This window comes from Hyphomonas polymorpha PS728 (genome assembly GCF_000685315.1).
In the GTDB taxonomy this organism is placed as follows: domain Bacteria; phylum Pseudomonadota; class Alphaproteobacteria; order Caulobacterales; family Hyphomonadaceae; genus Hyphomonas; species Hyphomonas polymorpha.
On sequence record NZ_ARYM01000013.1, the window covers coordinates 78,269 to 101,204 of the forward strand.

General features: G+C 64.6%; 26 protein-coding genes. 13 read left to right on the forward strand and 13 right to left on the reverse strand.

The genetic code is table 11. The features are described from left to right. Positions 1-143 precede the first annotated feature (143 nt). The 7 genes from petA to HPO_RS12155 all read left to right on the forward strand — a co-directional run bounded on the left by petA (position 144) and on the right by HPO_RS12155 (position 6,056). On the forward strand, positions 144-707 hold the full coding sequence (gene petA / locus HPO_RS12125; RefSeq protein ID WP_035599079.1) for a ubiquinol-cytochrome c reductase iron-sulfur subunit: 564 nt from the start codon (positions 144-146) through the stop codon (positions 705-707). Positions 708-722: 15 nt separating this feature from the next. Beyond that, the gene (locus tag HPO_RS12130; RefSeq protein ID WP_035599083.1) at positions 723-2,183 is read left to right on the forward strand and encodes a cytochrome b; all 1,461 of its coding nucleotides are present in this window, start codon (positions 723-725) and stop codon (positions 2,181-2,183) included. A 25-nt stretch (positions 2,184-2,208) separates the two neighbouring features. Beyond that, complete coding sequence (locus tag HPO_RS12135) at positions 2,209-3,168, forward strand: cytochrome c1 (protein ID WP_035599086.1); 960 nt, start codon at positions 2,209-2,211, stop codon at positions 3,166-3,168. Between the two features lie 16 nt (positions 3,169-3,184). Then, positions 3,185-3,673 (forward strand): GNAT family N-acetyltransferase, encoded by a 489-nt coding sequence (locus tag HPO_RS12140; RefSeq protein WP_035599089.1) that lies wholly within the window; start codon positions 3,185-3,187, stop codon positions 3,671-3,673. Positions 3,674-3,690: 17 nt separating this feature from the next. Further along, on the forward strand, positions 3,691-4,569 hold the full coding sequence (mtnP, locus tag HPO_RS12145; RefSeq protein ID WP_035599091.1) for an S-methyl-5'-thioadenosine phosphorylase: 879 nt from the start codon (positions 3,691-3,693) through the stop codon (positions 4,567-4,569). Positions 4,570-4,639: 70 nt separating this feature from the next. Continuing rightward, entirely contained in the window at positions 4,640-5,602 is a 963-nt protein-coding gene (locus tag HPO_RS12150) for a hypothetical protein (RefSeq protein ID WP_035599092.1), read from the forward strand. Beyond that, on the forward strand, positions 5,580-6,056 hold the full coding sequence (locus HPO_RS12155) for a YybH family protein (RefSeq protein WP_035599094.1): 477 nt from the start codon (positions 5,580-5,582) through the stop codon (positions 6,054-6,056). The genes HPO_RS12150 and HPO_RS12155 overlap by 23 nt, the downstream gene beginning before the upstream one ends. Before the next feature lie 69 nt (positions 6,057-6,125). Here the strand turns inward: HPO_RS12155 and HPO_RS12160 are convergent, their stop codons facing one another. From HPO_RS12160 to HPO_RS12170, 3 genes are all read right to left on the reverse strand, one after another. After that, complete coding sequence (locus tag HPO_RS12160; RefSeq protein ID WP_035599097.1) at positions 6,126-6,668, reverse strand: fasciclin domain-containing protein; 543 nt, start codon at positions 6,666-6,668, stop codon at positions 6,126-6,128. A gap of 140 nt (positions 6,669-6,808) precedes the next feature. Then, positions 6,809-7,372: a fasciclin domain-containing protein gene (locus HPO_RS12165; RefSeq protein ID WP_035599233.1), complete on the reverse strand. Its 564-nt coding sequence runs from the start codon at positions 7,370-7,372 to the stop codon at positions 6,809-6,811. Between the two features lie 206 nt (positions 7,373-7,578). Beyond that, on the reverse strand, positions 7,579-8,109 hold the full coding sequence (locus HPO_RS12170) for a fasciclin domain-containing protein (RefSeq protein WP_084324299.1): 531 nt from the start codon (positions 8,107-8,109) through the stop codon (positions 7,579-7,581). Positions 8,110-8,343: 234 nt separating this feature from the next. Here HPO_RS12170 and HPO_RS12175 point away from each other — a divergent pair, with 234 nt between their 5' ends. Next, positions 8,344-9,054 carry a molecular chaperone DjiA gene (locus tag HPO_RS12175; protein WP_035599099.1) on the forward strand — a complete coding sequence of 237 codons (711 nt, stop codon included), beginning with the start codon at positions 8,344-8,346 and terminating at the stop codon, positions 9,052-9,054. An 88-nt stretch (positions 9,055-9,142) separates the two neighbouring features. Next, on the forward strand, positions 9,143-9,427 hold the full coding sequence (locus HPO_RS12180; protein ID WP_035599102.1) for a hypothetical protein: 285 nt from the start codon (positions 9,143-9,145) through the stop codon (positions 9,425-9,427). 35 nt (positions 9,428-9,462) lie between these two features. Here HPO_RS12180 and HPO_RS12185 read toward each other — a convergent pair whose 3' ends face one another. Continuing rightward, positions 9,463-10,401: a ribose-phosphate pyrophosphokinase gene (locus HPO_RS12185; protein WP_035599105.1), complete on the reverse strand. Its 939-nt coding sequence runs from the start codon at positions 10,399-10,401 to the stop codon at positions 9,463-9,465. Between the two features lie 93 nt (positions 10,402-10,494). Continuing rightward, positions 10,495-11,259 carry a peptidoglycan editing factor PgeF gene (gene pgeF, locus HPO_RS12190; protein WP_035599108.1) on the reverse strand — a complete coding sequence of 255 codons (765 nt, stop codon included), beginning with the start codon at positions 11,257-11,259 and terminating at the stop codon, positions 10,495-10,497. Positions 11,260-11,438: 179 nt separating this feature from the next. Here pgeF and typA point away from each other — a divergent pair, with 179 nt between their 5' ends. Beyond that, positions 11,439-13,271 (forward strand): translational GTPase TypA, encoded by a 1,833-nt coding sequence (gene typA, locus HPO_RS12195; protein WP_035599110.1) that lies wholly within the window; start codon positions 11,439-11,441, stop codon positions 13,269-13,271. 106 nt (positions 13,272-13,377) lie between these two features. On the opposite strand, the gene HPO_RS12200 is transcribed toward typA, so the two are convergent. Then, positions 13,378-13,755 (reverse strand): energy transducer TonB, encoded by a 378-nt coding sequence (locus HPO_RS12200; protein WP_035599113.1) that lies wholly within the window; start codon positions 13,753-13,755, stop codon positions 13,378-13,380. A gap of 138 nt (positions 13,756-13,893) precedes the next feature. Between HPO_RS12200 and HPO_RS12205 the strand changes: the two genes are divergently transcribed. Beyond that, complete coding sequence (locus HPO_RS12205) at positions 13,894-14,079, forward strand: hypothetical protein (protein ID WP_035599116.1); 186 nt, start codon at positions 13,894-13,896, stop codon at positions 14,077-14,079. A gap of 7 nt (positions 14,080-14,086) precedes the next feature. On the opposite strand, the gene HPO_RS12210 is transcribed toward HPO_RS12205, so the two are convergent. The 3 genes from HPO_RS12210 to HPO_RS12220 all read right to left on the reverse strand — a co-directional run bounded on the left by HPO_RS12210 (position 14,087) and on the right by HPO_RS12220 (position 16,738). Next, positions 14,087-15,349, reverse strand: a complete 1,263-nt coding sequence (locus tag HPO_RS12210) for an SEL1-like repeat protein (protein ID WP_157532805.1) — start codon at positions 15,347-15,349, stop codon at positions 14,087-14,089. 120 nt (positions 15,350-15,469) lie between these two features. After that, positions 15,470-16,096: an energy transducer TonB gene (locus HPO_RS12215; protein ID WP_051612569.1), complete on the reverse strand. Its 627-nt coding sequence runs from the start codon at positions 16,094-16,096 to the stop codon at positions 15,470-15,472. A 300-nt stretch (positions 16,097-16,396) separates the two neighbouring features. Continuing rightward, positions 16,397-16,738 (reverse strand): UrcA family protein, encoded by a 342-nt coding sequence (locus HPO_RS12220; RefSeq protein WP_084324300.1) that lies wholly within the window; start codon positions 16,736-16,738, stop codon positions 16,397-16,399. Positions 16,739-17,104: 366 nt separating this feature from the next. On the opposite strand from HPO_RS12220, the gene HPO_RS12225 reads away from it, so the two are divergent. Both HPO_RS12225 and HPO_RS12230 read left to right on the forward strand, forming a co-directional pair. Continuing rightward, a complete protein-coding gene (locus HPO_RS12225; protein ID WP_035599125.1) occupies positions 17,105-17,989 on the forward strand; it encodes a hypothetical protein in 885 nt (294 codons plus the stop codon). Positions 17,990-18,280: 291 nt separating this feature from the next. Further along, positions 18,281-18,937, forward strand: coding sequence for a hypothetical protein (locus tag HPO_RS12230; protein WP_035599128.1), 657 nt, complete (start codon positions 18,281-18,283; stop codon positions 18,935-18,937). Here the strand turns inward: HPO_RS12230 and recR are convergent. The 4 genes from recR to HPO_RS12250 form a co-directional block, all read right to left on the reverse strand. After that, positions 18,934-19,539, reverse strand: a complete 606-nt coding sequence (recR, locus tag HPO_RS12235; RefSeq protein ID WP_035599131.1) for a recombination mediator RecR — start codon at positions 19,537-19,539, stop codon at positions 18,934-18,936. The genes HPO_RS12230 and recR overlap by 4 nt on opposite strands. 54 nt (positions 19,540-19,593) lie before the next feature. Then, positions 19,594-19,917 carry a YbaB/EbfC family nucleoid-associated protein gene (locus HPO_RS12240; RefSeq protein ID WP_035599135.1) on the reverse strand — a complete coding sequence of 108 codons (324 nt, stop codon included), beginning with the start codon at positions 19,915-19,917 and terminating at the stop codon, positions 19,594-19,596. Between the two features lie 15 nt (positions 19,918-19,932). Then, positions 19,933-21,669, reverse strand: a complete 1,737-nt coding sequence (locus HPO_RS12245) for a DNA polymerase III subunit gamma/tau (protein ID WP_035599138.1) — start codon at positions 21,667-21,669, stop codon at positions 19,933-19,935. 202 nt (positions 21,670-21,871) lie between these two features. Next, positions 21,872-22,906, reverse strand: coding sequence for a ribonucleotide-diphosphate reductase subunit beta (locus HPO_RS12250; RefSeq protein WP_035599141.1), 1,035 nt, complete (start codon positions 22,904-22,906; stop codon positions 21,872-21,874). Between the last annotated feature and the right edge of the window lie 30 nt (positions 22,907-22,936).

Consider the following 22,936-nt stretch of genomic DNA (forward strand, 5'->3'; position numbering starts at 1 on the left):
CGGAACGGCGGTAACGCCCTCTCCCAACTGGGGGCAGGACGCGCAGTTTCTGCCGCGCCCCGCGCCTACTTGCCGCAATGTGCGGCCCGCGCAGCTTTAGTAAAGACAGCGGCTAACGCCACGCACCAGGGACGGATAGAAACGTGACGACAGAGACCCACGCCGAGGCGGTCGATGAAGACCGCCGCAACTTTATTCACATCGCCACCGGTTCAGTAGCTCTCGGCGGCGCCGCCATGTTCGCCTGGACGCTGGTGGACCAGTGGAACCCGGCCGCCGATACGCGCGCGGCTTCGGCGCTCGACGTCGACGTTTCCAAGGTTCCGCTGGGCGGCGAGATCCGCATCCTGATCGGCGGCAAGCCGTTCTTCGTGCGCCACCGCACGCCGGCTGAAATCTCGGCTGCCGAATCGGTCAACATCTCGATCCTGCCTGATCCGGAAACCGATGATGCCCGTCTTCGCCCGAAGGCCGATGGCTCGCTGAACAAGGCGATCCTCGTCACCTCCGGCTCCTGCACCCACCTTGGCTGCGTGCCTGTCGGTCCCTCTCAGGGCAATACGGGCGACTATGGCGGCTGGTACTGCCCCTGCCACGGCTCGCACTACGATACGTCAGGCCGCATCCGCAAAGGTCCCGCGCCGTCGAACCTTCCCGTTCCCAACTATCGCTGGGTCTCCGACTCGGTCGTCAACATCTCCCTCTGAGAAGGATACCTTTAGATGAGCGGACATGAGTCTACCTACAAGCCGAACTCAGCCTTTGAGCGCTGGCTCGACACCCGTCTTCCGATCATTCGCTTCGCGAATGACACGATGATCAATTTCCCGACGCCGAAGAACCTGAACTACTGGTATATCTTTGGTGGCGTCCTGGCCGTCTGCCTTGCCATCCAGATCATCACCGGCGTCATCCTGGCCATGCACTATGAAGCCAGCGTCGATGGCGCCTTCGCTTCGGTCGAGCGCATCATGCGCGACGTGCCCTATGGCTGGCTGCTGCGGTACATCCATGCCAACGGCGCCTCAATGTTCTTCCTCGCGGTCTACATCCACATGTTCCGCGGCCTTTACTACGGGTCCTACAAGGCCCCGCGCGAAGTGCTCTGGATCATCGGCTGCGTGATCTACCTTCTCATGATGGCCACCGCCTTCCTCGGCTACATGCTGCCCTGGGGCCAGATGTCCTATCACGGCTCGAACGTGATCACCGGCCTCTTCGGTGCCATCCCGCTGGTCGGCGAAAGCATCCAGACCTGGCTGATGGGCGGTCCCTCGATCGGCAACCAGACGCTCCAGCGCTTCTTCTCGCTGCACTACCTTCTGCCCTTCATGATTGCCGGCGCCGTCGTCCTGCACATCTGGGCGCTGCACGTTCCGGGCAACACCAACCCGACCGGCGTTGAAGTGAAGGAAGTCGAGAAAGACACCGTGCCCTTCCACCCGTACTATACGGTGAAGGACGCCTTCGGCATCGTGATCTTCCTGATCATGTTCGCTGTCTTCGTCTTCTATGCGCCCAACGTTCTGGGCCATGCCGACAACTACATCGAAGCCAACGCCCTGGTGACCCCGGCCCACATCGTGCCTGAATGGTATCTCTTGCCCTTCTACGCGATCCTGCGCGCCATCACCTTCGACCTTGGCCCGATCGATGCGAAACTGCTCGGCGTGATCTTCATGTTCGCCGCCATTGCCGTCCTCTTCGTGCTGCCCTGGCTCGACACGTCGAAAGTCAAATCGATGCGCTACCGTCCGGTGGCCCGTCAGTTCTTCTTCGGCTTTGTCGTGGTCTGCTTCCTGCTCGGCTGGTGCGGCGCGGCCAACCCGGATGACGCGGTGATCCCGGCCCTGCAGGGCGATCCGAGCCTCGTGGTCAGCTACACGGTCGAAGGCGCGCCCGCCACGGCCAGCTATAAAGGCGGCGAAGAAGCCTTCGAGCAGGCAAAGGCCTTCATGGCCAGCCTGCCGGCCGGCGCCAATCCCAGCCTTGCGGCTGTCCCGGCGCCGACCTTCGCCTTCCGTCACCTGTCGCTGATCCTGACATTCCTGTACTTCGGCTATTTCGTGGCCCTGTTCTTCATCGGCCTGACCGAGAAGCCGAAGGCTCTGCCGGAATCGATCCATAAATCCGTGCTCAAGCGTAAGCCCAAGGATACGGGCAACGCAGTGCCGGCTGAGTAAGATGCAAGCTGGGGAAAGAAAGAACATGAAAACCTTCCGCATCCTCGCTGCTGGTCTTGCCGGCCTGGCCTTTGCGGGCCTCGCCCATGCCGCTGGCGGTGCCAAGCACCCGCACGGTCCCGAAGGGGGCTGGCCGTTCGAAGGCGTCACGGGTCAGTATGACAAGGCGTCCGTCCAGCGCGGCTATCAGGTCTACAAACAGGTCTGCTCCAGCTGCCACGGCATGAAACTGCTGAGCTACCGTAACCTCGGTGAGCCGGGCGGCCCGTTCTATGATCCGGCCTATCCCAACCCGAACGACAACCCGTTCGTGAAGGCGCTGGCGGCTGAGAACGAAGTCATGAATGCCGAGCCCAACGAGGCTGGCGAATTTGATTTCCGTCCGGCCATGCCGGCAGACCGTTTCCGCTCGCCCTTCCCGAACGATGCGGCTGCCCGCGCGGCCAATGGCGGCGCCCTGCCGCCGGATCTGTCGGTGATGGTCAAGGCCCGCCATTATGGCGCCGATTATGTCTACAACCTGATGACCGGCTATCCGGACCCGGCCCTCTTCGAGGACCGTGAAGTCCAGGAGAATGGCGAAACGCTGTATCAGAAGGTGCTCGACGTTTCGAAGTTCGAGAAACTCGGCCACTACCACCCTGAGCACACGGCCTATCTCGTCCAGCCGGCTGGCCAGTACTACAACCCCTACATGGCCGGCGACACCAAGCCGAACTATGAGGGCGACCCGCGCCACGCCCCGCCGGGCGGCTTCCTCGCTATGGCCCCGCAGCTGACGCCGGGCCGCGTGGAATATACTGACGGCACCGAAGCAACGGTCAGCCAGATGGCTTATGACGTGTCGCAGTTCCTGGCCTGGGCCGCTGAGCCCAAGCTGGAAGCCCGCAAGCGGACCGGCCTTGGCACCATGGTCTTCCTGCTGATCCTCGGCACGCTGCTGTGGTTCTCCTACAAGCAAATCTGGCGGAAGGTTGAGCACTAGTCTCACCCCGTCCAGCATGAATCCACTGATAGCCATCCGCAGGGCCACCCCTTCGGATGGCTTTCTCGTTGAGGCGTTGACGCGCCGCATCTGGACAGGCCGGGTCTCGGCCGAATCCACCGTCTTCAGCGAAACACCCGAAACCGTTGCCGCGCAGATCGCCAACGGCGGGGCCGTGATCCTCGAGGCTGGGGCGGCCCCCATCGGGTCTGGCCGCTGGGTCGGCGTGCCCGGCCCCGGTGGGCAGGGCCGCTGGATGGAAATCAAGCGCATCGGCGTCCTGCCGGAATTTACCGGGCGCGGCTTTGGCGCACGCATCCTTGAAGCGCTCGAAGAGATGGGCCGGGAACAGGCCCTCGCCGGCGCCCAGCTTGCCATCCGCACCGACCAGCCCCGCCTGATCGACTTCTATGCCGGTCTTGGCTACGTCCTTGCCGGAGATGTTGAACTGACAACGCCCAACCCCCGCTCGCCCCCGCCCATCGGCATGCGCAAGTGGTTCTGAGGGCAGGGGAGCGCGCCATGAGCGGCTGGAAACTCGGGATCATCGGCGGCTCCGGCCTCTATGCGCTCGATGGGCTGGAAGACCGGCGCGAAACAGAGGTCGAGACGCCCTGGGGCGCCCCATCCGACAGGCTGGTTTCCGGCCGGATCGGCGGGGTGGAGCTTGTCTTCCTGCCGCGCCATGGCCGCGGCCACCGGCTTTCCCCCGGCGAGGTGCCCTACCGCGCCAATATCGCCGCGCTGAAGATGGCCGGGGTGACCGACATCCTCTCGATTTCCGCCTGCGGCTCCCTGCAGGAGGCTTATGCCCCCGGCCACACGGTTGCCGTGGATCAGTTCATCGACCGCACGGTCTCGCGCGCGTCCAGCTTCTTTGGCGCGGGCCTTGTTGCGCATGTCTCGATGGCAGAGCCGGTCTGCGCCCGCCTGTCGGCCCTGGCGGCCGGCGCCATGGAAGCGGCCGGCGGCACCGTCCATCGCGGCGGCACGTATCTCGCCATGGAAGGCCCGCAATTCTCCTCCCGCGCCGAAAGCCATCTCTACCGGCAATGGGGCTGCGATGTGATCGGCATGACGGCCATGCCAGAGGCCAAGCTCGCGCGGGAGGCAGAGCTGCCTTACGCCACCCTCGCCATGGTGACCGATTATGACTGCTGGCGCGCCGATACCGAGGCCGTCAGCGTCACCCATGTGCTCGAAATCATGGCGCAGAATACGGCTCTTGCCCGCCGCGCCATCCTCCTGCTTGCCGCCCGGCTGAGCGGTACGCCGCGTACACCCTCTCCGCAGGGCATTGAATCCTGTCTGGATTCTGCCCTCATCACGGCGCCGCAGCTACGCGATCCTGTCATGATTGATAAGCTGCAGGCGATTGCAGGCCGCGCGCTCGGCGTTTAGAAGTTGGTAACGCTTGGCGTCAGCCCGGCGCGCGCTGCCCCGTTTCGGGCTGGTCGCAGGGGGACTCAGAATGAGCGAAGCACAATTTTATACCTTTCTGACCGGTGGCCTCTCGCTGGCCATCGCTTTGCTGATCCTGGTCGCCTGGAACCTCTGGCGGATGCGGGAAGAAGCCAGCGCGGGCCGCGCCTCGGCGCTGGCAGGCGTCGCGCATGAGCTGCGCATCAATCTCCACCGGATGATCAGCGAGCTGTCCCAGGTCGCCCATCATCCCGGCGTTGGCCCGGATGTGCTGCTGCCGATCCGCAGCCCGCAGCTGGATGGGGTCAACCGGTCCCTGATCAACACCAACCGCAACGGCATTGCCGTTCTCGGCTCCACCTATCAGGAGATGGAGGCCCGCAAGCTCGGCCTGCGCGCCATCCTCGCTCAGGGCAGGGCGCCGGAAACCGAGCTGGACGATGCTATGGACGCGGCCATCAACGGCATCGCCGCGCTCTATATCTGGGAAGTCCACAAGGGCGCGCTGCCCGCCGAAATTGGCCGGGTGCGCAGCTGGTCGGTGCGCGACTGGATGAAGACCAAGAATTTCCGCGCCGATGCTTTCCCCGGCATGCACCTGCGCGATGAGGTGGTCGAGCGCCTGCGCCTTTACGGCCTGGAACTGACGCCCCGCCCGCTGACACATACAGCCTGGGAATACTATTCCATGCAGTATGACCGTCACGCCGATGAGCGCGGGCCTCTTGGCCGCCGCCGGGCGGAAAAGGCAGAGAAGGAAAAGCCCGAAGGCAAGGGCGGCCTCTTCGGCTTTGGCCGCAAGAAGGAAGAAGACGCGCCGGTAGATGATGACGCCGCAGAGCTTGCGCCTGCCGCCGCCTACGATCCGGGCCCAGAGGATCAGGTTGCCGCTGAAGAGGTCACCTATCAACAGGCCGCCCCGCAGGACACCGGCTACACCTATGAAGACGAGACCTCCCTGGAGGAACAGGACATCCCCGGGCAAGACCATGATCCTCAGCGTACCAACTAGGCTCACCGCGGCGCTGTCGGGCGCCGCTTTCCTGCTGCTGGCCGCCTGCGCCACCTCGGGGGTCAGCCCGGCCGAGCGCGCCGCTGACGAAGCCGTCATCCTCAGCCTGCTCGAAGCGCAGGATACCGCCTGGAATCAGGGCGACATCGAGGGCTTCATGGCCGGCTATCTGCGCTCGCCGGATCTGCGCTTTGCCTCGGGTGGCAATATCACGCGCGGCTGGGACGAGACGCTTGCCCGCTACAAGGCGCGCTATGGCACCGGCGCCGAGATGGGCACGCTGACCACCACCGATCATGAAATCGAAATCCTCTCGGCCGATGCCGCCATCGCCCATGGCAAATGGCAGCTCGACTGGCAGGGTGAGCAGCCCTGGGGCCTCTACACGCTTGTCCTGCGCAAGACCGGCGGCGAGTGGCGCATCGTTTCGGACACCACAACCGCCGCTGAGTAATCCCTCGCCAAGCCCCGCCTGGATTTGAAGTCCAGACGGGGCCCACACACGGGGTACTCTCCTTTCGGCCTAGTTGGCCGGCAGGAGAACGGTATCGATGGCATGGATCACGCCATTCGAAGCTTCAATATCGGTCAGCGTCACCGACGCATCATTAACACGCACACCGGTAATCGCATCCGAAGCGTCAATCGCCAGCGGGCCGTTAAGGGTCTCTGCGGTCAGTTGCTGCCCGGCCAGGTCTGCCGTCGTCAGCCGCGCCCCGGCAATCACATGCATCCGGATAAGGCTGATCAGCTCGCCCCGGTTTTCCGGCTGCATCAACCGGTCAACCGTGCCGGCCGGCAATTTTGCAAAGGCTGCATCGGTCGGCGCAAAGACCGTATACGGCCCCTCTGCCCGCAGATCATCCTCAATCCCGGCTGCCACCGCCGCTTCCACAAGCGTATTGAAGGCGCCGGTATGGCTGGCCACTTCAATCAGGTCATTCGTGGGCTGATTATCCTGCGCGGCGCTTTGCTGGGCGGGTTCGTCGCCTGCAGTCTGCGGCGCGGCCATCACGGGCGACGCCCAAAGCAGTAGGGCCGCGCCAAGGGGAAGGATGCTTTTCATGAGATCGCGCCTTTCCGGGATTTGGCTGAAAACAGGCTTTGTTGCCTCACTCGCTGCAGTAATGACGATTGAGGCCCGGCCAAGTTCCTCCAAATGACCAAGCTTTAATCCCCGCGCTGTCTCGGGCGGGAATTATCAGTTCAGCCGGTCGGCAACAGCAGCGTGTCGATGCCCACGAAAACGCCGTCCGGTCCGCGGATGTCGGGTCCGCTCACCGTCACGGCATTGACCCAGACGGCCGTGGACGGATCGGTTCCGTCAATGGCAACCGGGCCGTTCAGGGTTTCGGCAGTCATCTGAGCGCCGCGCATCCGCTCTGCCGTCAGTTCTTCGCCGGCCACCACATGCATGCGCAGCAGGCTGATCAGCTGATCCCGGTTTTCCGGGCGCATCAGGCGCTCCATGGCGCCGGGGGGAAGTTTTTCAAAGGCGGCATCGGTTGGCGCAAAGAAAGTGTAAGTGCCCATCTGCCCCAGATCATCGCGCACACCGGCGGCATCGATGGCGGCCATCAGCGTGTTGAACCGTCCGGTCTTGGAGGCTTTCTCCACCGCGCGCTCGCCTTTGGCTGCTGGCACAGCGGCTACGGCGCGGGCGGCGCCCAGCTGCAGGCTCGCGCTCGCGGGCGCGGCCTTGTCGGCATCGGCAAAGGCTGCCGGGCTCATCATCAGGGCTGCGAGGGCAGCAAAGGCAAACGTCTTCATCTTCGATCCTCCGGCAAGCTCGGCGTGGATTCTCTGTTCGATGAAGATCAAACGGCGCGCGGAAAGATTCGTTCCCGGAGCAAGCGCGGATTCTTTCAAAATGGTTAATTTTTGTCCCGGGCATACCCCAATCGCACGAAAAAGCCTGGGCAGCGAGGAGGCTGCCCAGGCAAGGTTCGGGGTGTCTGAGGAGGGGAGGGGTAGGATCAGCCTGCCGGCAGCAGCACCGTGTCGATGACATGGATGATGCCGTTGGAGGCTTTGATGTCGGCGGAAATCACTTTCGCGCCGTTCACGGTCACGCCGTCGGTCCCGTCAATCGAGACGGTGCCGTTCAGCGTTTCTGCTTCGATCTGCTGGCCGGCGAGATCTTTCGATTTCACCTTGCCGGCAATCACGTGCAGCTTGAGAATGCCGGCCAGCTGGTCCTGGTTCTCCGGCAGCAGCAGGGACGCCACCGTGCCTTCGGGCAGCTTCTCGAAGGCTTCATCGGTCGGCGCAAACACGGTCAGCGGGCCATCTCCCTTCAGCGCGTCCACCAGGCCGGCCGCTTCGGCAGCGGCCAGCAGCGTGGTGAACGAACCGGCAGCGGCGGCTGTGTCCACAATGTCGGCGGTCGCCTTGGCATACTCGGCTTTGTCCGCCTTTTCGGCGGCGGGCTTGTCGCCATGGTTATGCGCGGCGGCGGGAAGGGCGATCAGAAGCGCAGCAGCAGCTGCGGATACAAACATCTTCATGGGGCGTCGGTCCTGTCAGTTGGAAAAATCGCGCTGAAGTTTTCTCCAGCTGGTTTCGCATACGGAGCCGTATACGAAATAGCTCACTTGATGACCGAACTTTAATGATCTCCTCGCCCCGCAACCATCACCGCCCCCGCCCGTATACGGGGTATGGCTGAGATTACTTCACGTGCTTGTCAGAAACCGTCTCTGTCCAAGGCAGTCGAACCCCTGCTATACTCAGGGTTGATCATGAGTTTATGGACGACACTTCTCGAGAGCGGCAGACGCCTGTTTGACCACGGACCGGACCCGGCCCCCCCGCCGGAACCGAATGGAGAACGTTGCGCGCCTGATGCCAATGATGTCGGCTTCACGGCGGCGGTTGTCGGTCTCGGCGCCAAGATGGCGATGGCCGATGGCCATGTCACCGATCAGGAAATCATGGTGTTCGCCCGCGTCTTCCGCGCCCCGCCGGAAGAGGCGGAGAATGTCCGCCGGGTATTCAATCTCGCCCGGCAGACGGTGAAGGGCTACGAATCCTATGCCCGGCGCATCGGCCGGCGGTACAGTGACCGGCCCTGCCTCCTGGAAGGCGTGCTCGATGGCCTGTTCCAGATCGCAGGCGCTGACGGCGTCATCACCCAGCCGGAGCTGACCTATCTGCGCACCGTGTCGGATGCCTTCGGCTTCAACGAAGCCACCTTCCGCCGCATCCGCGCCAGCCATCTGGGGCCAGACCGGGACGATCCCTATCATGTGCTCGGCGTGCCCCATGACGCGGAATTTCCCGTCATCCGCTCCGCCTATCGCCGCCTGATGGCAGACCACCATCCCGATCTGATCATCCAGAAGGGCGCCCCGCGCGAGTTCGAAAACAGCGTCCATGCCAAGGCGGCGGCCATCACGGCGGCCTATGCTAAGATCCGGGCTGAACGCGGCCTGCTGGTACGTCAGGATTAGCCCGGCTGCCTTGTTCGCGCGCAGAATGCCTCACCAGCGTTGACGCTCCGCCATCATCGCGCCATCTTGCGATGCGAAAGTGACACACATGGTACATACACGCGCCCCTTCCGATCCCGTCGCCAGCCTGCTCACTGCCTTGCGGATGGGCGTTGCCCTCGCCGTTCAGGTGCTGGCCGGACTGATGCTGGTTCTGGTGGCGGGCCTTGTGGCTCTGGTCACGGCGATTGCCGGCATCACGCTGGCCGCGGCGGCCATCGCCATGCGTCTCACCGCCGCGCGCCGCGCCGGCCCCTCGCAGGCGTCAGCGATGCCGGAAGGCGCCATCACCTTGGAAGCCCGCCGCACGCCGCGTGGCTGGACGGTCGAGTAAACTTCAAAATTCCGGAGCAGGGAGGGGCCGTCCCCTCAGCGGTCGAACAGTTTCGATACGCTTTCCTCGTTCGCAATCCGGCGGATCGCTTCGCCCAGCAGCGGCGAGATCGGCAGAACGCGGATGTTCTTTGATTTCAGCGCTTCTTCCGAAGGCTGGATCGTGTCGGTCATCACCAGCTCGTCCAGAACCGAATTCTCGATCCGGCTGACGGCTGAGCCTGACAGCACCCCATGCGTCACATAGGCGGAAACAGAGCTTGCCCCATGCTCTTTCAACGCGGCGGCGGCGTTGGCCAGCGTGCCCCCGCTATCGCACATATCGTCCAGCATGATGCAGCGGCAGCCCTTCACATCGCCGATGATGTTCATCACCTCGGATTTGCCCGCTTCCGGCCGGCGCTTGTCGACGATGGCGAGGTCTGCGTCGTCCAGGCGCTTGGCCAGCGAGCGCGCCCGCACCACGCCGCCGACGTCAGGCGAGACGACAATGATCTTTTCCTTGCCGTAGCGTTCCTTGATGTCGTCCACCATCACCGGGCCGCCAAACAGGTTGTCGGTCGGGATATCGAAGAAGCCCTGGATCTGCCCGGCATGCAGGTCCACCGTCAGCACGCGGTCAGCGCCTGCGGTAGAGATCAGATTGGCCACCAGCTTGGCCGAAATCGGCGTGCGGCCATCGGTTTTGCGGTCCTGCCGGGCATAGCCGAAATAGGGGATCACGGCGGTGATGCGGCGGGCCGAGGCGCGGCGCAGCGCGTCCATCGTGATCAGCAGCTGCATCAGATTGTCGTTGGCCGGGAAGGAAGTGGACTGGATGACAAACACATCCTCGCCGCGCACATTCTCATCAATCCGGACGAAGATTTCCTGATCCGCGAAGGTTTTGACCTCTGACCGGGTCAGCCGCATGTCCAGATAATCGGCGATGGCTTCGGAGAGGGGCCGGTTGGCGTTGCAGGAAATCAGCTTCATGGGAGGGCTCTCTCGTGACCGGGCGGGGTTCGCGACGCTTTTGTAACAGGGCGGCCCGAGTCGCAAGCCACAGGATTCTGGAATCTCTGCGGTCTATGGAAGCAACACAATCGCCGACGCATTGCGCCCATAGTCGGGCTCCCCGCGCAGATTTCGCCTCCGGTTGGAGAAATACATCTCCTCCATCGCGCAGGTATCATGGCCAAGGTTGAACACCTCGCCCGCCCCGGCAGAGGTGAGCTGGCGCTGGCAGAAGCCCGGCAGGTCAAAGTGAAACCGGTCACCCTTGCCGGGAATGAACAGGTCTTCGCTGGCGCTGTCCTGGCTCAGAAACTGATCGCGGAATTCCGGGCCCACCTCATAGCTCGCCTGCTGGATGGTCGGCCCGATGGCGGCGCGGATGCGCTCGCGCCTGGCGCCGAGCGCCTCCATCTCCTCCAGCGTGCGCAGCAGAACGCCCGCAATCGCCCCCTTCCAGCCGGCATGGGCCGCGCCGATAATGCCCGCATCTGGGTCCGCAAAAAGGACTGGGGTGCAGTCTGCCGACAGGATGCAGAGGCCCAGCCCCGGACGGTCCGTCACCATCGCATCGGCTTTCGGCCGCTCGTCCCAGGGCGCGGTTACCCGCACCACGTCCGGGGAATGCACCTGATAGCAGGAGAGCAGCCATTTCGCCCCGATTGCCGCGCCAATCCGCGCCCGGTTTTCCGCAATATTGCGCGGATCATCGCCGGAGCCTTCGCCGGAGTTCAAGCTGTCATAAATCCCGCCGGAAACCCCGCCGCGCCGCCCGAAGAAACCATGACTTAGTCCGGAAATACCGGAGAGCAGGGGGGCAGGGGTCAGCGGCGTGCTCATGCCTCCCGTGCTGCCGGTCCCCGGCGGCTCCGTCAAGACCCGCTCCCCGCTGCAGGGGCTGCGTCAAAACCTGCCGCTCTGCCATATGCAAAACGCCGCATGTCTGCTAGGGGGCGCCCAAATCCACCAGACAGCGCCCGTTTTCCTCCCAAACGCCGCCCGCCGGAAAGCCAATTCTTATGACCACGCCGCTCGAAAAGATGCGCAACATTGCCATCATCGCCCACGTTGACCATGGCAAGACCACGCTCGTTGACGAACTCCTGAAACAGTCCGGAACCTTCCGCGCCAACGAAAAGACGGCTGAGCGGATGATGGACTCCAACGATCTGGAAAAAGAGCGGGGCATCACCATCCTCGCCAAGACCACCTCGGTCGAATGGAACGGCTACCGCATCAACATCGTCGACACCCCCGGCCACGCCGACTTCGGCGGGGAAGTGGAGCGTATTCTCGACATGGTGGACGGCGTGATCGTGCTCGTCGACTCGGCAGAAGGCCCCATGCCGCAGACCAAGTTCGTGGTGTCCAAGGCCCTGAAGCTCGGCCTGCGCCCCATCGTTGCCATCAACAAGATCGACAAGGCCGAGCGCCGCGTCGATGAAGTGCTCAACGAAGTGTTCGATCTCTTCGCCAATCTCGACGCCACCGACGACCAGCTCGATTTCCCGGTGCTTTACGGCTCCGGCAAGATGGGCTGGATGTCGAAACAGTATGAAGAGACCCGCGCCAACATGGACGAGCTCTTCCAACTCGTCGTCGACCATGTGCCGGTCCCGAAAGTTTCCGAAGGCCCGTTCCGCTTCCTCGCCACCACGATTTCGGCAGACCCTTTCCTCGGCCGTATCCTGACCGGGCGCATCGCCTCGGGCACGGTGAAGCCGAACCAGTCGATCAAGGTACTCTCGCGCGATGGCCAGCTCGTCGAGCAGGGCCGCGTCTCCAAAGTCCTCGCCTTCCGTGGCCTTGAGCGCGTGCCGGTCGAAGAAGCCTCCGCAGGCGACATCGTCTCCCTCGCCGGCATGACCAAGGCCAACGTCGCCGATACCTTCTGCGACCCCTCGGTCACCGAGCCGCTCGCCGCCCAGCCGATTGACCCGCCGACCATCTCGATGACGTTCCGCGTCAACGATTCGCCGCTCGCCGGTACGGAAGGCACGAAAGTCACGAGCCGGATGATCTGGGACCGCCTCCAGAAAGAAGCCGAAGGCAACGTCGCCCTGAAGGTTGAGCGCGCCACCGATGCCGAAGCCTTCACCGTCTCCGGCCGGGGCGAACTGCAGCTCTCCGTCCTGATCGAAACCATGCGCCGCGAAGGCTTTGAGCTTGGCGTTGCCCGTCCGCAGGTCGTCATGCAGGAAGGCCCCGGCGGCGAGAAGCTCGAGCCGATCGAGGAAGTCATCATCGATGTGGATGACGAACATTCCGGCATCGTCGTCCAGAAGATGAACGAGCGCAAAGCCGAAATGCTCGACATGCGCCCCTCGGGCGTTGGCCGCACGCGCCTGGTCTTCCATGCGCCGACGCGCGGCCTGATCGGCTATCAGGGCGAGCTTCTGTCGGATACGCGCGGCACCGCCATCATGAACCGCATCTTCCAGGAATACGCCCCCCACAAGGGCAAGATCCAGGGCCGCCATACCGGCGTGCTGATCGCCATGGAGCAGGGCGAAGCCATCGCCTTCGCCCTCTGGAACCTGGAAGACCGTGGCCCGATGATGATCCATCCGGGCGACAAGGTGTATGGCGGCATGATCGTCGGCGAACACAACCGCGACAATGATCTGGAAGTGAACGTCCTCAAGGGCAAGAAGCTCACCAACATGCGCGCCTCGGGCTCGGACGAAGCCGTCCGCCTCACCCCGCCGCTGATGATGACGCTGGAAAAATCCCTCGCCTATATCGCAGACGATGAACTCGTGGAAGTCACCCCGAAAAACATCCGCCTGCGGAAAATCTACCTCGACCCCAACGAGCGCAAGCGCCGCTCCAAACAGAGCGCCGACGCTTAAGCTCCGGTGTCATCCCGGAAAGAGCAAAGCGCTTATCCGGGACCCTCTCTCCCAAAAAAGCCCTCCCTGGCCGGGGAGGGCTTTTTTCATGCCGTCCTTCTGCCCGTCAGGAGGCCTCCGGCAGAGGCTCCAGGCTGTATTCGAAGTTGAAGCCCGCGCATTGGGCGCCTTGGGGCAGGGCCTTTGAAAGCGCCGGATCAAACCGGGCGTCCTGCATCGCCGCTTCGGCAGAGTCGGCAAAGGCCTTGTAGGTGCAGCGCGCTGTCACATTTTCCGGCGTGCCCGCCGCGCCGACATCAAAGCGCACCGTGCAGCGATCCTCATAGCCATTCTGGGCTTCGGCTTCGGGATAGTATGGGTGCGGAAAAACCAGGGGCATTGCCGGCACAGGGCAGACCGCAGCCAGCTCAGGGGCAAGGGCCTCCTGCGTGGCGCAGCCCGCTACCGCCAGGCCTGCGGCGATCAGTAACGTCAAGCGGTTCATGCGCGCCACCTCCGCGGGAAAGTGTATCCCTATAGGCGCCGCCGTCAAGCGCGGCGCGCCAAGCCCTGAAAAAGAACAAAGGAACCTTGCTGCCCGGCAGCCGTTTAACTCCTCATCACAAGGAGTCTGGAGTTCGTCATGTCATCCTTTGCCATTTATCTGATCGGCTTCCTGCTGTTCGTCGGCGGCCTTGCCTATGGCGCGTTCCTTCTGGGCATCGCGCTCACCTGGATCCTCGTTGGCGCGGTCACGCTGATCGGCCTCGGCATGGTCATGGGCGTCGGCAAAACCCGCCAGAAAGACCACACGCCCACCAGCGAATAAGCTGCATTCAGTCAGAAATGGTCTCGTCCTCTGCCGGGGCGTCTTCGTCCGCGGGCAGATCGTCCTCTGAGGCCGCCGCCGCTTCGTCCGCTTCCTCCGGCGCGGCGGTCTCCGCCGCTGGCGGCGTTCCCTCCGCCGCCAGCGGGCGGGCGGGCTCCAGCCCAGCCTCGCAGGCAATGGCATAGAGCCGCCCGGCGCCGGCGATATCGATAGTGCCGCCAACGCCCTCCCGGCGCAGATCGCCCGCCTGCAGGCAGGCTTCGATCACCCCGGCCTTGCACGTCTCGGAAAACAGGAACCGCGCGCGCGAAAGCTCCAGCGGGCTCGCCTCCGGTTCCTGCCCGGCATCAAACATCATCCAGGCCAGCTCATAGCACCCCTTGACCGAGCCTTCGGTACAGATCACGGAGAATATCCGCCGCGCGCGCACCGGGTCTGCCTCCCCGCCCGTGCCATCGCGCAGCCAGGCGGCAAATATCTCGCACGCTTCCAGATCGCCCCGCCCGCAGGCGTCGGCCATCGTCCGGCGCTCCTCGGCCAGCGCCAGATCTTCCTCCGAGGGCGGACTGTCTTCGGCCCTCTCCGCTGTCGCCTCTGCTGCCTCATTCTCGGGCAGAAACTCCGGCTCCGCCATCGCTGCCCCGAAATCGAGGTCGGGCAGCGCCTCGGCCGCAAAGCTCGGCCCGCCCATTTCGGGGGCCTCATCCTCCGCGGGCGGCGCATAGGCCGTCACGATCACGGCGGCGTCCTTGTCGGCTTCTGCCGGGGCCATCGGCGCGCCAACCGTCTCCACAGGCGCTGCCGGCATCTCGATCCCCGCTTTCTCGCATCCCTCCGGCCGGCCGGCCTCACAGGCGCGCGCATAGGCTTCCAGCGCGCCGGCGCTGTCGGCCTCGCCAAAGTCTGGAAATTCCAGCTCCCCGCCCAGGCGCAGGCAGGCTTCGCCCTCGCCAAGGCCGCAGCCCTGCTCGAACAGATCCACCGCCCCCGGAATATCTGCCGCCACGCCGCGACCGCCATAGAGCAGCGCGCCGCCAGCCAGGCATCCTGCCCCGCTCTCCAGCGCGCAGGCCTCCCGGTAAAGCGCCAGCGCCCGTTCCCCGTCGGCCTCCAGATGCCCGAGCGCCAGACACGCCTCCGCTTCGCCCGCGCCGCAGGCCGCCTCCAGCACGCCACCCTCTGCGCCCGCCTCCTGCGCGGCCGCCGCCGGCATCAGCGCCAGCGTTCCCAGCATCGCCAGGAGGCCTGCCAGTCTCGATCCAAACCTCATGCATTGGCCCCGCTTGTCGACCCCGGCGCACTATTGGCGGCGTCGCCCAAGGGGTCAACACCGGGGGCAGTGGGGGGAAAGCCGCAGAACCGGGGCAGGGCAGGCCTGCCCCGGGGCCCGCTACTCCACGATGAATTCGATCGGGTAGACCGCATTCTTCTGGATCACGGGCTGGCCGTTGCGGATGGCGGGGAGGAATTCCGCCTGGCGCACGGCCCGTTCTGCCTCGGCCCGGAACACATTATCCGTACACTGCGCCGAAATATTCTGCGGCCGCCCGGCCGTGTCCACATCGAAGGAGACGTTACAGCTGCCGGAAATTCCCCGCGAAATGGCGCCCGGCGGGATCACCGGCATCGGCGGGCGCACCGCCACCAGATCGCGCCCGTCAATCGGGCTGGCAGAGATGGCGCCGAACGTGATCTTGCCGATGTCGAAGATCTCCGGCGTATCCCCGCTCCAGACCGGGCCGGTGGGAACCAGGCCCTCGCTGGCCACCGCCGGGCGCGGTGGCGGCGGGGGTTTCGGCGCGACCTCCAGGGGCAGGGGCTTGGGCTTCGTGTTGGGTTTGCTCGGCTCGGTAATCTGCGGCGTCACCTTTTCCAGCACGCGCTGCGGGCTCGCCACCAGGTTCACCTCGCGCACCGTGATCAGCGCATTGGCCGCCAGGAACAGGCCATAGACCAGCGGCGCCGCCATCAGCGTGGCCAGCGTCAGGCGGTAGGGTCCTGTATTCATGGAAATCATGTCGTCTCTCCTCCAGCTTTGCGGCCCGGCTCTGCGGGCGGTATCCGGCAGGGCTCTGATGGCCCGGTCACGGATGAGGCAGCCCCTTGCTGCCCAGATTTACGCTAGGGAAGAGTGACGCTGCGTCAAGGGCAAAGTGGAGACAGGCGCAATCCCGGCTTGAAAGCCGGGCGCCCTGTGCTCAGGCACAGTGAAAGGCAAAGCCGGAGTGAGGGGCCACCCTTGGCCTCAGATGGCCCCTCCAACGCCGCGGACCGGGAGGAAACATTGGTCTGGCGTTGTTCCGGAAAATCGGGGGGCTCAGTTGGCGAGCGCGTAGTCCACAGCGGCCAGGCGCTGGAAGCCAGGCGCCAGTTCAACGCTGCTGGCCTGGTCAGCATGGATCTGCTGCACGGCGGCCTTCACCAGCGAAGCGGAGCAATCAGCGTCGAGATAGATCGAGCCGAGGGCCGGCACGCGCTGCGAGCACAGCTTGCGGGCTTTGCTTTCAAGCTCGGAAACCAGTGTCTCGACACCAGCTTCGGTGGTCAGCAGGGCCGGATCATAGTCCATCGACAGGGTCACTTCCTTCAGCGAGCCTGCAGCGGCAACGGGGGTGAGAGCCATGGCAGCAGCCAGGATCATTGAGGTAGCTTTCAGCATTGGATCAGTCCTTCAGAGTTAGCGCCGGTCTTGCCGGCAGGAAAACTCCTCCCGCAGCGCGTCCGGGGGCTTATCCTGCTCCGGTATGGGGCGGGGTCCCGGTGGACGGGGTGCCTCGCGCCATGGCCTTGACCGGAGCGGCCCAGCTCATGCTGCATCGCAACAATTAGCTCGCAGGTGCGACAAAGCAATGACAATCGGCCCCCTTCTGAACAAAACCGCTGTTGTTCACTCCTCACTGCCCCGCGGGCAGGCAAACCTGCCCAATCTTTGAACAGGCGTTGAAATCCGCCCCCCGAGACAGGGGCTGGCGCGGCCCCGCCCGCCTCGCCACAGTCAGGCGGAAACAACAGGAAGATTGCCCCCATGATTCGCGCGCTCCTTGCGGCTGCCCTCTTCTGTTTGCCCGCCGCCCCGATGCTGGCAGAGACGGGGCAGGGCGCCCCTGCGGCCCCCGATTGCCCCGAAAACGCTGCCCAGATCGTGTTCAATATGCAGGCCGCAATCGAGCTAGGCGCGGCCCCCACGCTGGAAAAAATCTATGAGACGGCCGAAATCGCCGCCACCCATTGTCCCGGCAGCAGCGATATTCAGGGCCTCGCTTCCCTCCTGTTCGTCTCCCTCGCCAGCGCCGTGCCAGATCCCGGCACCCAGCTGACCCTTTTCAGCAAAGCCTATGACGCGGCCCTGCGCGCCGACCACGCCTATGCCAACGGCACGGGCACCGTCGTCACCGGTACCGATGGCGCAGAGGTGAAGCTCTATCTCTACGGCCCGGTCTTCACGACGCTGGAATCGGTCATTATCCCGCAGCTTGCCGTACTGGCCACCACGCCGGGCATGGAACGCGTCCATCCGATCTTCGCGCAGGATGCCCCGCTGGAATCCTGTCCCTATACGGAAGATCGCGGCAGCGGCGCGGAATATGAGGCCCGCGCGCTGTCCAAGGCGCCGGCCGATCCGGGCGCCGTGGGCCGCATCTCCGGGCGTCTCCTGCGTCTGCAGGCGGCCTGCCCGGAGCGGGCTGCCTATTTCGACTGGGCGCTCGCCTCCTATTTCAACCGCGCCGTCTATGCCAACGAGTTCCGCCCCGGGGAGGCCCGCAAACATGCCCGCGCCGCGCTCGCCCATGCCGCCGCCTTCAGCCGCGCCGCCCCGGCCATCCGGGGCAGCGGCGCGGAAGAAAATGCCGGCTTCCTCAGCCGCATGATAGTCAACCTGCAGGAAAAATTCCCCGATCTGGATCAGTGATCCGCCAGCAGACGATCTTCTGAAGTCTCTCTCCTCGGGAAGGGGCGGGGTTCCTTCCGGCGCGTCCGCGCCTTGCCCCGTTTTGTCCGAAAATGTCCGGATTTGTCCACCGCCTGTCCGGGCCTGTCCGCAGGTGTCCGGAAATGTCCGCGTTCTGACACCGCCAGAAAGGGGGATAAGCGCGCCCCAATCCGCAGGCCGTTTCCCCGCCTGCGCCCTGAAAGGAAAGGGCTTTCCCCCTCCGCCGCTCCGCCTTATCCAACACGCCGGGCCCGGCTTTAGAGTATGCCCATGCGTTCAGACTTCGCTCCCTGGGCCACCAGCCTCATTCGCTTTGCCCAGATTGCGGCAGAGATGCTGGCGGTTGCGCTCGTCCCGCGTCTTGGTCTTGGGCGGTTCGGCTTCACGGTCTTTCTGCCCCGGCCCGTGCATGAGGCCATCGCGGCAGAGCTTACCTTCATCGAAGCCATGGCGCGCCGCGCCCTGTTCCTGATTGCCGCCGCGCGCGGCGCATTACCGAGAGAGGTTTCGCCGTCAAAGGCGCGGCCCGCTTCCAGCGGCAGGGCTCTACCCGATGCGCCGGCCCGCATCAGTGCCCCACTTTTCTGCCTGACGGAACCAGATGCGCGCCGCCGCATCGGTAAGAAAGTTCCTCCGCCTACCCCCAATCCCGGCGATGCCGCGCCGCCCCTCACCGAAGACACGCTGCTGCCCACGGCGCGGCTGGTCCGCCGCCTCCGGGCGCTGGAAACCGTCTTCCTTGATCCGGAGGCGAACATTCTGCGGATGCGCCGCCTTCTGGCGCCCGGCCCGGAAGCAATCCTGTCGCGCCGGGGCTTTGAGGCTGCCCGCGCTGCCAGTGACAATGCCGTGAATTTCCGATTGCTGGGGCAGGTGCAGGGCCTGGTTGAGGGCGCCCTGCTGCAGATGCGGCGGGATACCGGTTAAAGCCCGCGCCGCGCGCGCAGCGCCGCCGCCAGCGTTCCGTCATCCAGATGATCCAGCTCACCGCCCACGGGAACCCCGTGCGCGAGCCGCGTCACATCCACGCCTTTCCCGGCCAGCAGGTCGGCCACATAATGCGCCGTGGTCTGACCATCTACTGTTGCGTTCAGGGCCAGGATCACCTCGCGGATACCCCCCGCCTCGATCCGCGCCACAAGGCTGGCAATGCCAAGGTCTTCCGGCCCGATCCCGTCAATGGCGGAAAGCGCCCCGCCCAGAACATGATAGCGCCCGCGGAACGCGCCCCCGCGCTCCAGCGCCCAAAGGTCTGGCACATCCTCCACCACGCAGATCACGCCGTCATCGCGCCCCGGCATCTGGCACACGGCGCAGGGCTGCACGGTGTCATAATTGCCGCAGACATGGCATTTCTGGATCTTCGCGCCCGCTTCCGCCATCGCCTCGGCCAGCGGCTTCAGCAGCGTGTCATTGCGCTTCAGGAGATGCAGCGCCACGCGCCGCGCCGACCTCGGCCCCAGGCCCGGCAGCTTGGCAATCAGATCAATCAGTCGAAGAAGCTCAGGACCGGCAGAACGTTGGGACATGGAAAGGGCTTCTGCCTGAGTCTGAAGGGTATGTCATCCTGGCGGCGTCTGCGCCTAAAACGGCAGCTTGAACCCCGGCATCAGGCCGCCAAAGCCGGCGGTGGCCGATTTCATCGCCTCTTCCATCGCCTGGTCGAGGCGTTTGCGGGCGTCCGAATGGGCCGCCTTGATCAGGTCTTCCACGATCTCCGGATCGTCCCCCATCAGGCTCCGGTCGATGGTGACGGACACCATCTCTCCCTTGCCGCGCAGCTTCACGCGCACGAGGCCCGCTCCGGCCACGCCGTCGGCTTCGGTGTTTTCGATCTTCTGCTGCACTTCGGCCATCTTGGCCTGCATGGCCTGGGCTTGCTGCATGATCTGGGCGAGGTCTTTCATGGGATATTGTCTCCGTCAGGCCGGCCGGCGGGTTTTGAGAGGAATAATGTTACTGGCCACATCGTCCTGCGATGGCTCGATTTCAAGCGGCGGCGGCATCTGGCCCACATCCAGGATCACCGCGCCGGGGATCGCCGAAAGGGTCGCCGCCACCAGCGGATGCTGCATCGCCGCCTCAATCCGCTCGGTCTTTTCCCGCCGCTCCCGCTCGCGCATGGACTCAGCATCGGTCTCGGCTTCCTCGACGGTCCAGTCGAGATCGCTATAGCTTTCCAGGAATATCTTCAGCCGCCCCAGCAGGCCCGCCGGGGCCCCCGGCGCCAGCGCGCAGGCCAGCCGCCCCGGCTCAAACCGTGAAGGCCGCACGAAACGTTCGGTGTCCACCTGCAGTGCCACCTCGCGGGTCGCGTCCATCATGGCGATCATGTCGGCAAAGCTGTGTATCCCGCCGGGCACCTGCGGCGGGGCCTTAAGGGGCGGGCTATCCTTTCCCGGCGGCCGGGCCCCCTCGGCAATCATCCGCGCGGCCTCTTCCGGCGAGGGCAGGGTGGAGGCCGCCGCCAGCCGCAGGATCACCATGTTCAGCGCGGTCGCCGGGTCCGGCGCCACCTGCAGGTCGCCATAACCCGACAGGAGCAGTTGCCAGTTGCGCGCCGCCTGCGCCGGGGTCAGGCGCTGGGCCAGCGCCTTTGTGCGGTTTGCCCAATCTGCCGGTCCGGCCGGTGTCCAGTCATCGCCCGTTACCTGGGCCACGGAAATATCGGCCGCAATATCAAGGATGTCTTTCAGGATCACCGCCGGGTCTGCCCCGCCTGCTACCTGCTCGCGCACTTCGGCAAGGGCCCCCTTGGCGTCGCCGGATACGGCCTTCTCCACCGCGTCCAAGAGGCGGGCCCGGTCGCCCAGGCCCAGCATCGCGCGCACGGCGGCGCCGGAAACTTCCTCGCCATCCGTGGTCTGAACAATGCCCTGATCCAGCAGCGACAGCCCGTCGCGCACAGAGCCTTCGGCGGCCCGCGCAATCAGCGCCAGCGCCTCTTCGGAAACATTCGCCCCCTCATTGCGGGCCACACTGCCCAGATGGGCCGCCAGTTCCCCGGTATCGAGGCGCTTCAAATCAAACCGCTGGCAGCGCGAGAGAACCGTCACCGGCACCTTGCGGATCTCGGTCGTCGCGAAGATGAACTTCAGATGCGGCGGGGGTTCTTCCAGCGTCTTCAGAAGCGCGTTGAAGCTCGCATTCGACAGCATGTGAACTTCGTCGATGATATAGACCTTGTAGCGCGCCGAAACCGGGCCATAGCGCGCGGAGTCCAGGAGGTCGCGCATATCCGCCACGCCGGTGCGCGAGGCTGCGTCCAGCTCCAGCACATCGGGGTGCCGGCTCGCCATGATCGCGTCGCAATGCTCGCCCGGCGGGTCCAGATGGATGGAGGGGCCCGAAGCCTTGCCCTTCTTGCCCTTGGTGTCCGCCTTGGGCTCATAATTGAGGGCGCGGGCGAGGAGGCGCGCTGTGGTCGTCTTGCCCACCCCGCGCACGCCCGTCAGCATGAAGCCATGCGCAATCCGCCCCGTCTCGAAGGCGTTCGAGAGCGTGCGCACCATCGCTTCCTGGCCGATCAGATCCTCAAAGCGGCGGGGGCGATATTTCCGCGCCAGCACCTCATACGCCTTGCCGCGCGCAGGCGTGTCCTCGCCCCCGAAAAGGGCGCCCGTGGCGTCATCGCCTGTGGAGGAATCGTCAGCGCTCATGGATCGGCCGGACCTTAGCGGGGCCGGGGCTGGGGCGCAAATGGGAGTTCAGCTGCTTCTCCTCCGCAGAGCAACTCACCCCTCTCCTGCGGGAGAGGGGCAGGGGTGAGGGGGAGCAAGATAGAGGAAGCATGATCGGGTGAGGGCTTTCCCCCTCATCCCCAACCCCTTCTCCCAAGAGAGAAGGGGCTTTGGAAGCAGATCACTCCGCCGGCACGTTCTCTGCGGCTTTCCGGCGGGCGTCGAAGCGGCCCCAGACGCCGTCATCGCCGTGCCAGTCGCCCTTCGTGGCGCCTTTGGAATATTCCGTCGCGCGCTGCTCAAAGAAGTTGGCATGCTCGACCCCGTTGAGGATTTCGGTCAGCCAGGGGATCGGGTGTTTGGTGATGCCGTAGATCGGCTCCAGCTTCAGCTGGCCAAGGCGCCAGTCGGCGATATAGCGGATATAGTTCTTGATATCGTCGGCGGTCATGCCTTCGACCGGGCCCATCTCGAAGGCAAGCTCGATGAATTTGTCTTCCAGGCTCACCACCGTGCGGCAGCTTTCGCGGATACGCTCGCGCAGCTCGTCCGTCATCACGCCGGTTTCGGCGCAGAAGGTGTGGAACAGCTTGATCATGCCCTCGCAGTGCAGGCTCTCGTCGCGCACCGACCAGGAAACGATCTGGCCCATGCCCTTCATCTTGTTGAAGCGCGGGAAGTTCATCAGCATGGCGAAGGAGGCAAAGAGCTGCAGGCCTTCAGTGAACGCGCCGAACACGGCCATCGACAGGGCGATGTCCTCGTTCGTCTCCGTGCCGAACTGGCCGAGATAGTCGTGCTTGGCGGCCATCTCCTTGTATTCCATGAAGGCGGAGAATTCCGAATCCGGCATGCCGATGGTTTCCAGCAGCAGCGCATAGGCCGCAATGTGGATCGTCTCCATATTGGAGAAGGACGACAGCATCATGGACACTTCCACCGGCTTAAACAGCGGCATGTAGTGTTCCATATAGTTGGCGCCGACTTCGACATCCGACTGGGTGAAGAAGCGGAAGATCTGGGTCAGCAGGTTGCGCTCGGCGTCCGAGAGCTTCACCGCCCAGTCCTTGCAGTCCTCGCCGAGGGGCACTTCCTCGGGCATCCAGTGAACCTGTTGCTGCTTCTTCCAGAACTCGTACGCCCAGGGATAGCGGAAGGGCTTGTAGGCAAGGCTCGGCGTCAGCAGGCCGGGGCGATCATTGCTTACGTTTGCCATGGGGCGGGCTCCATTCATCAGGTCGGTTAA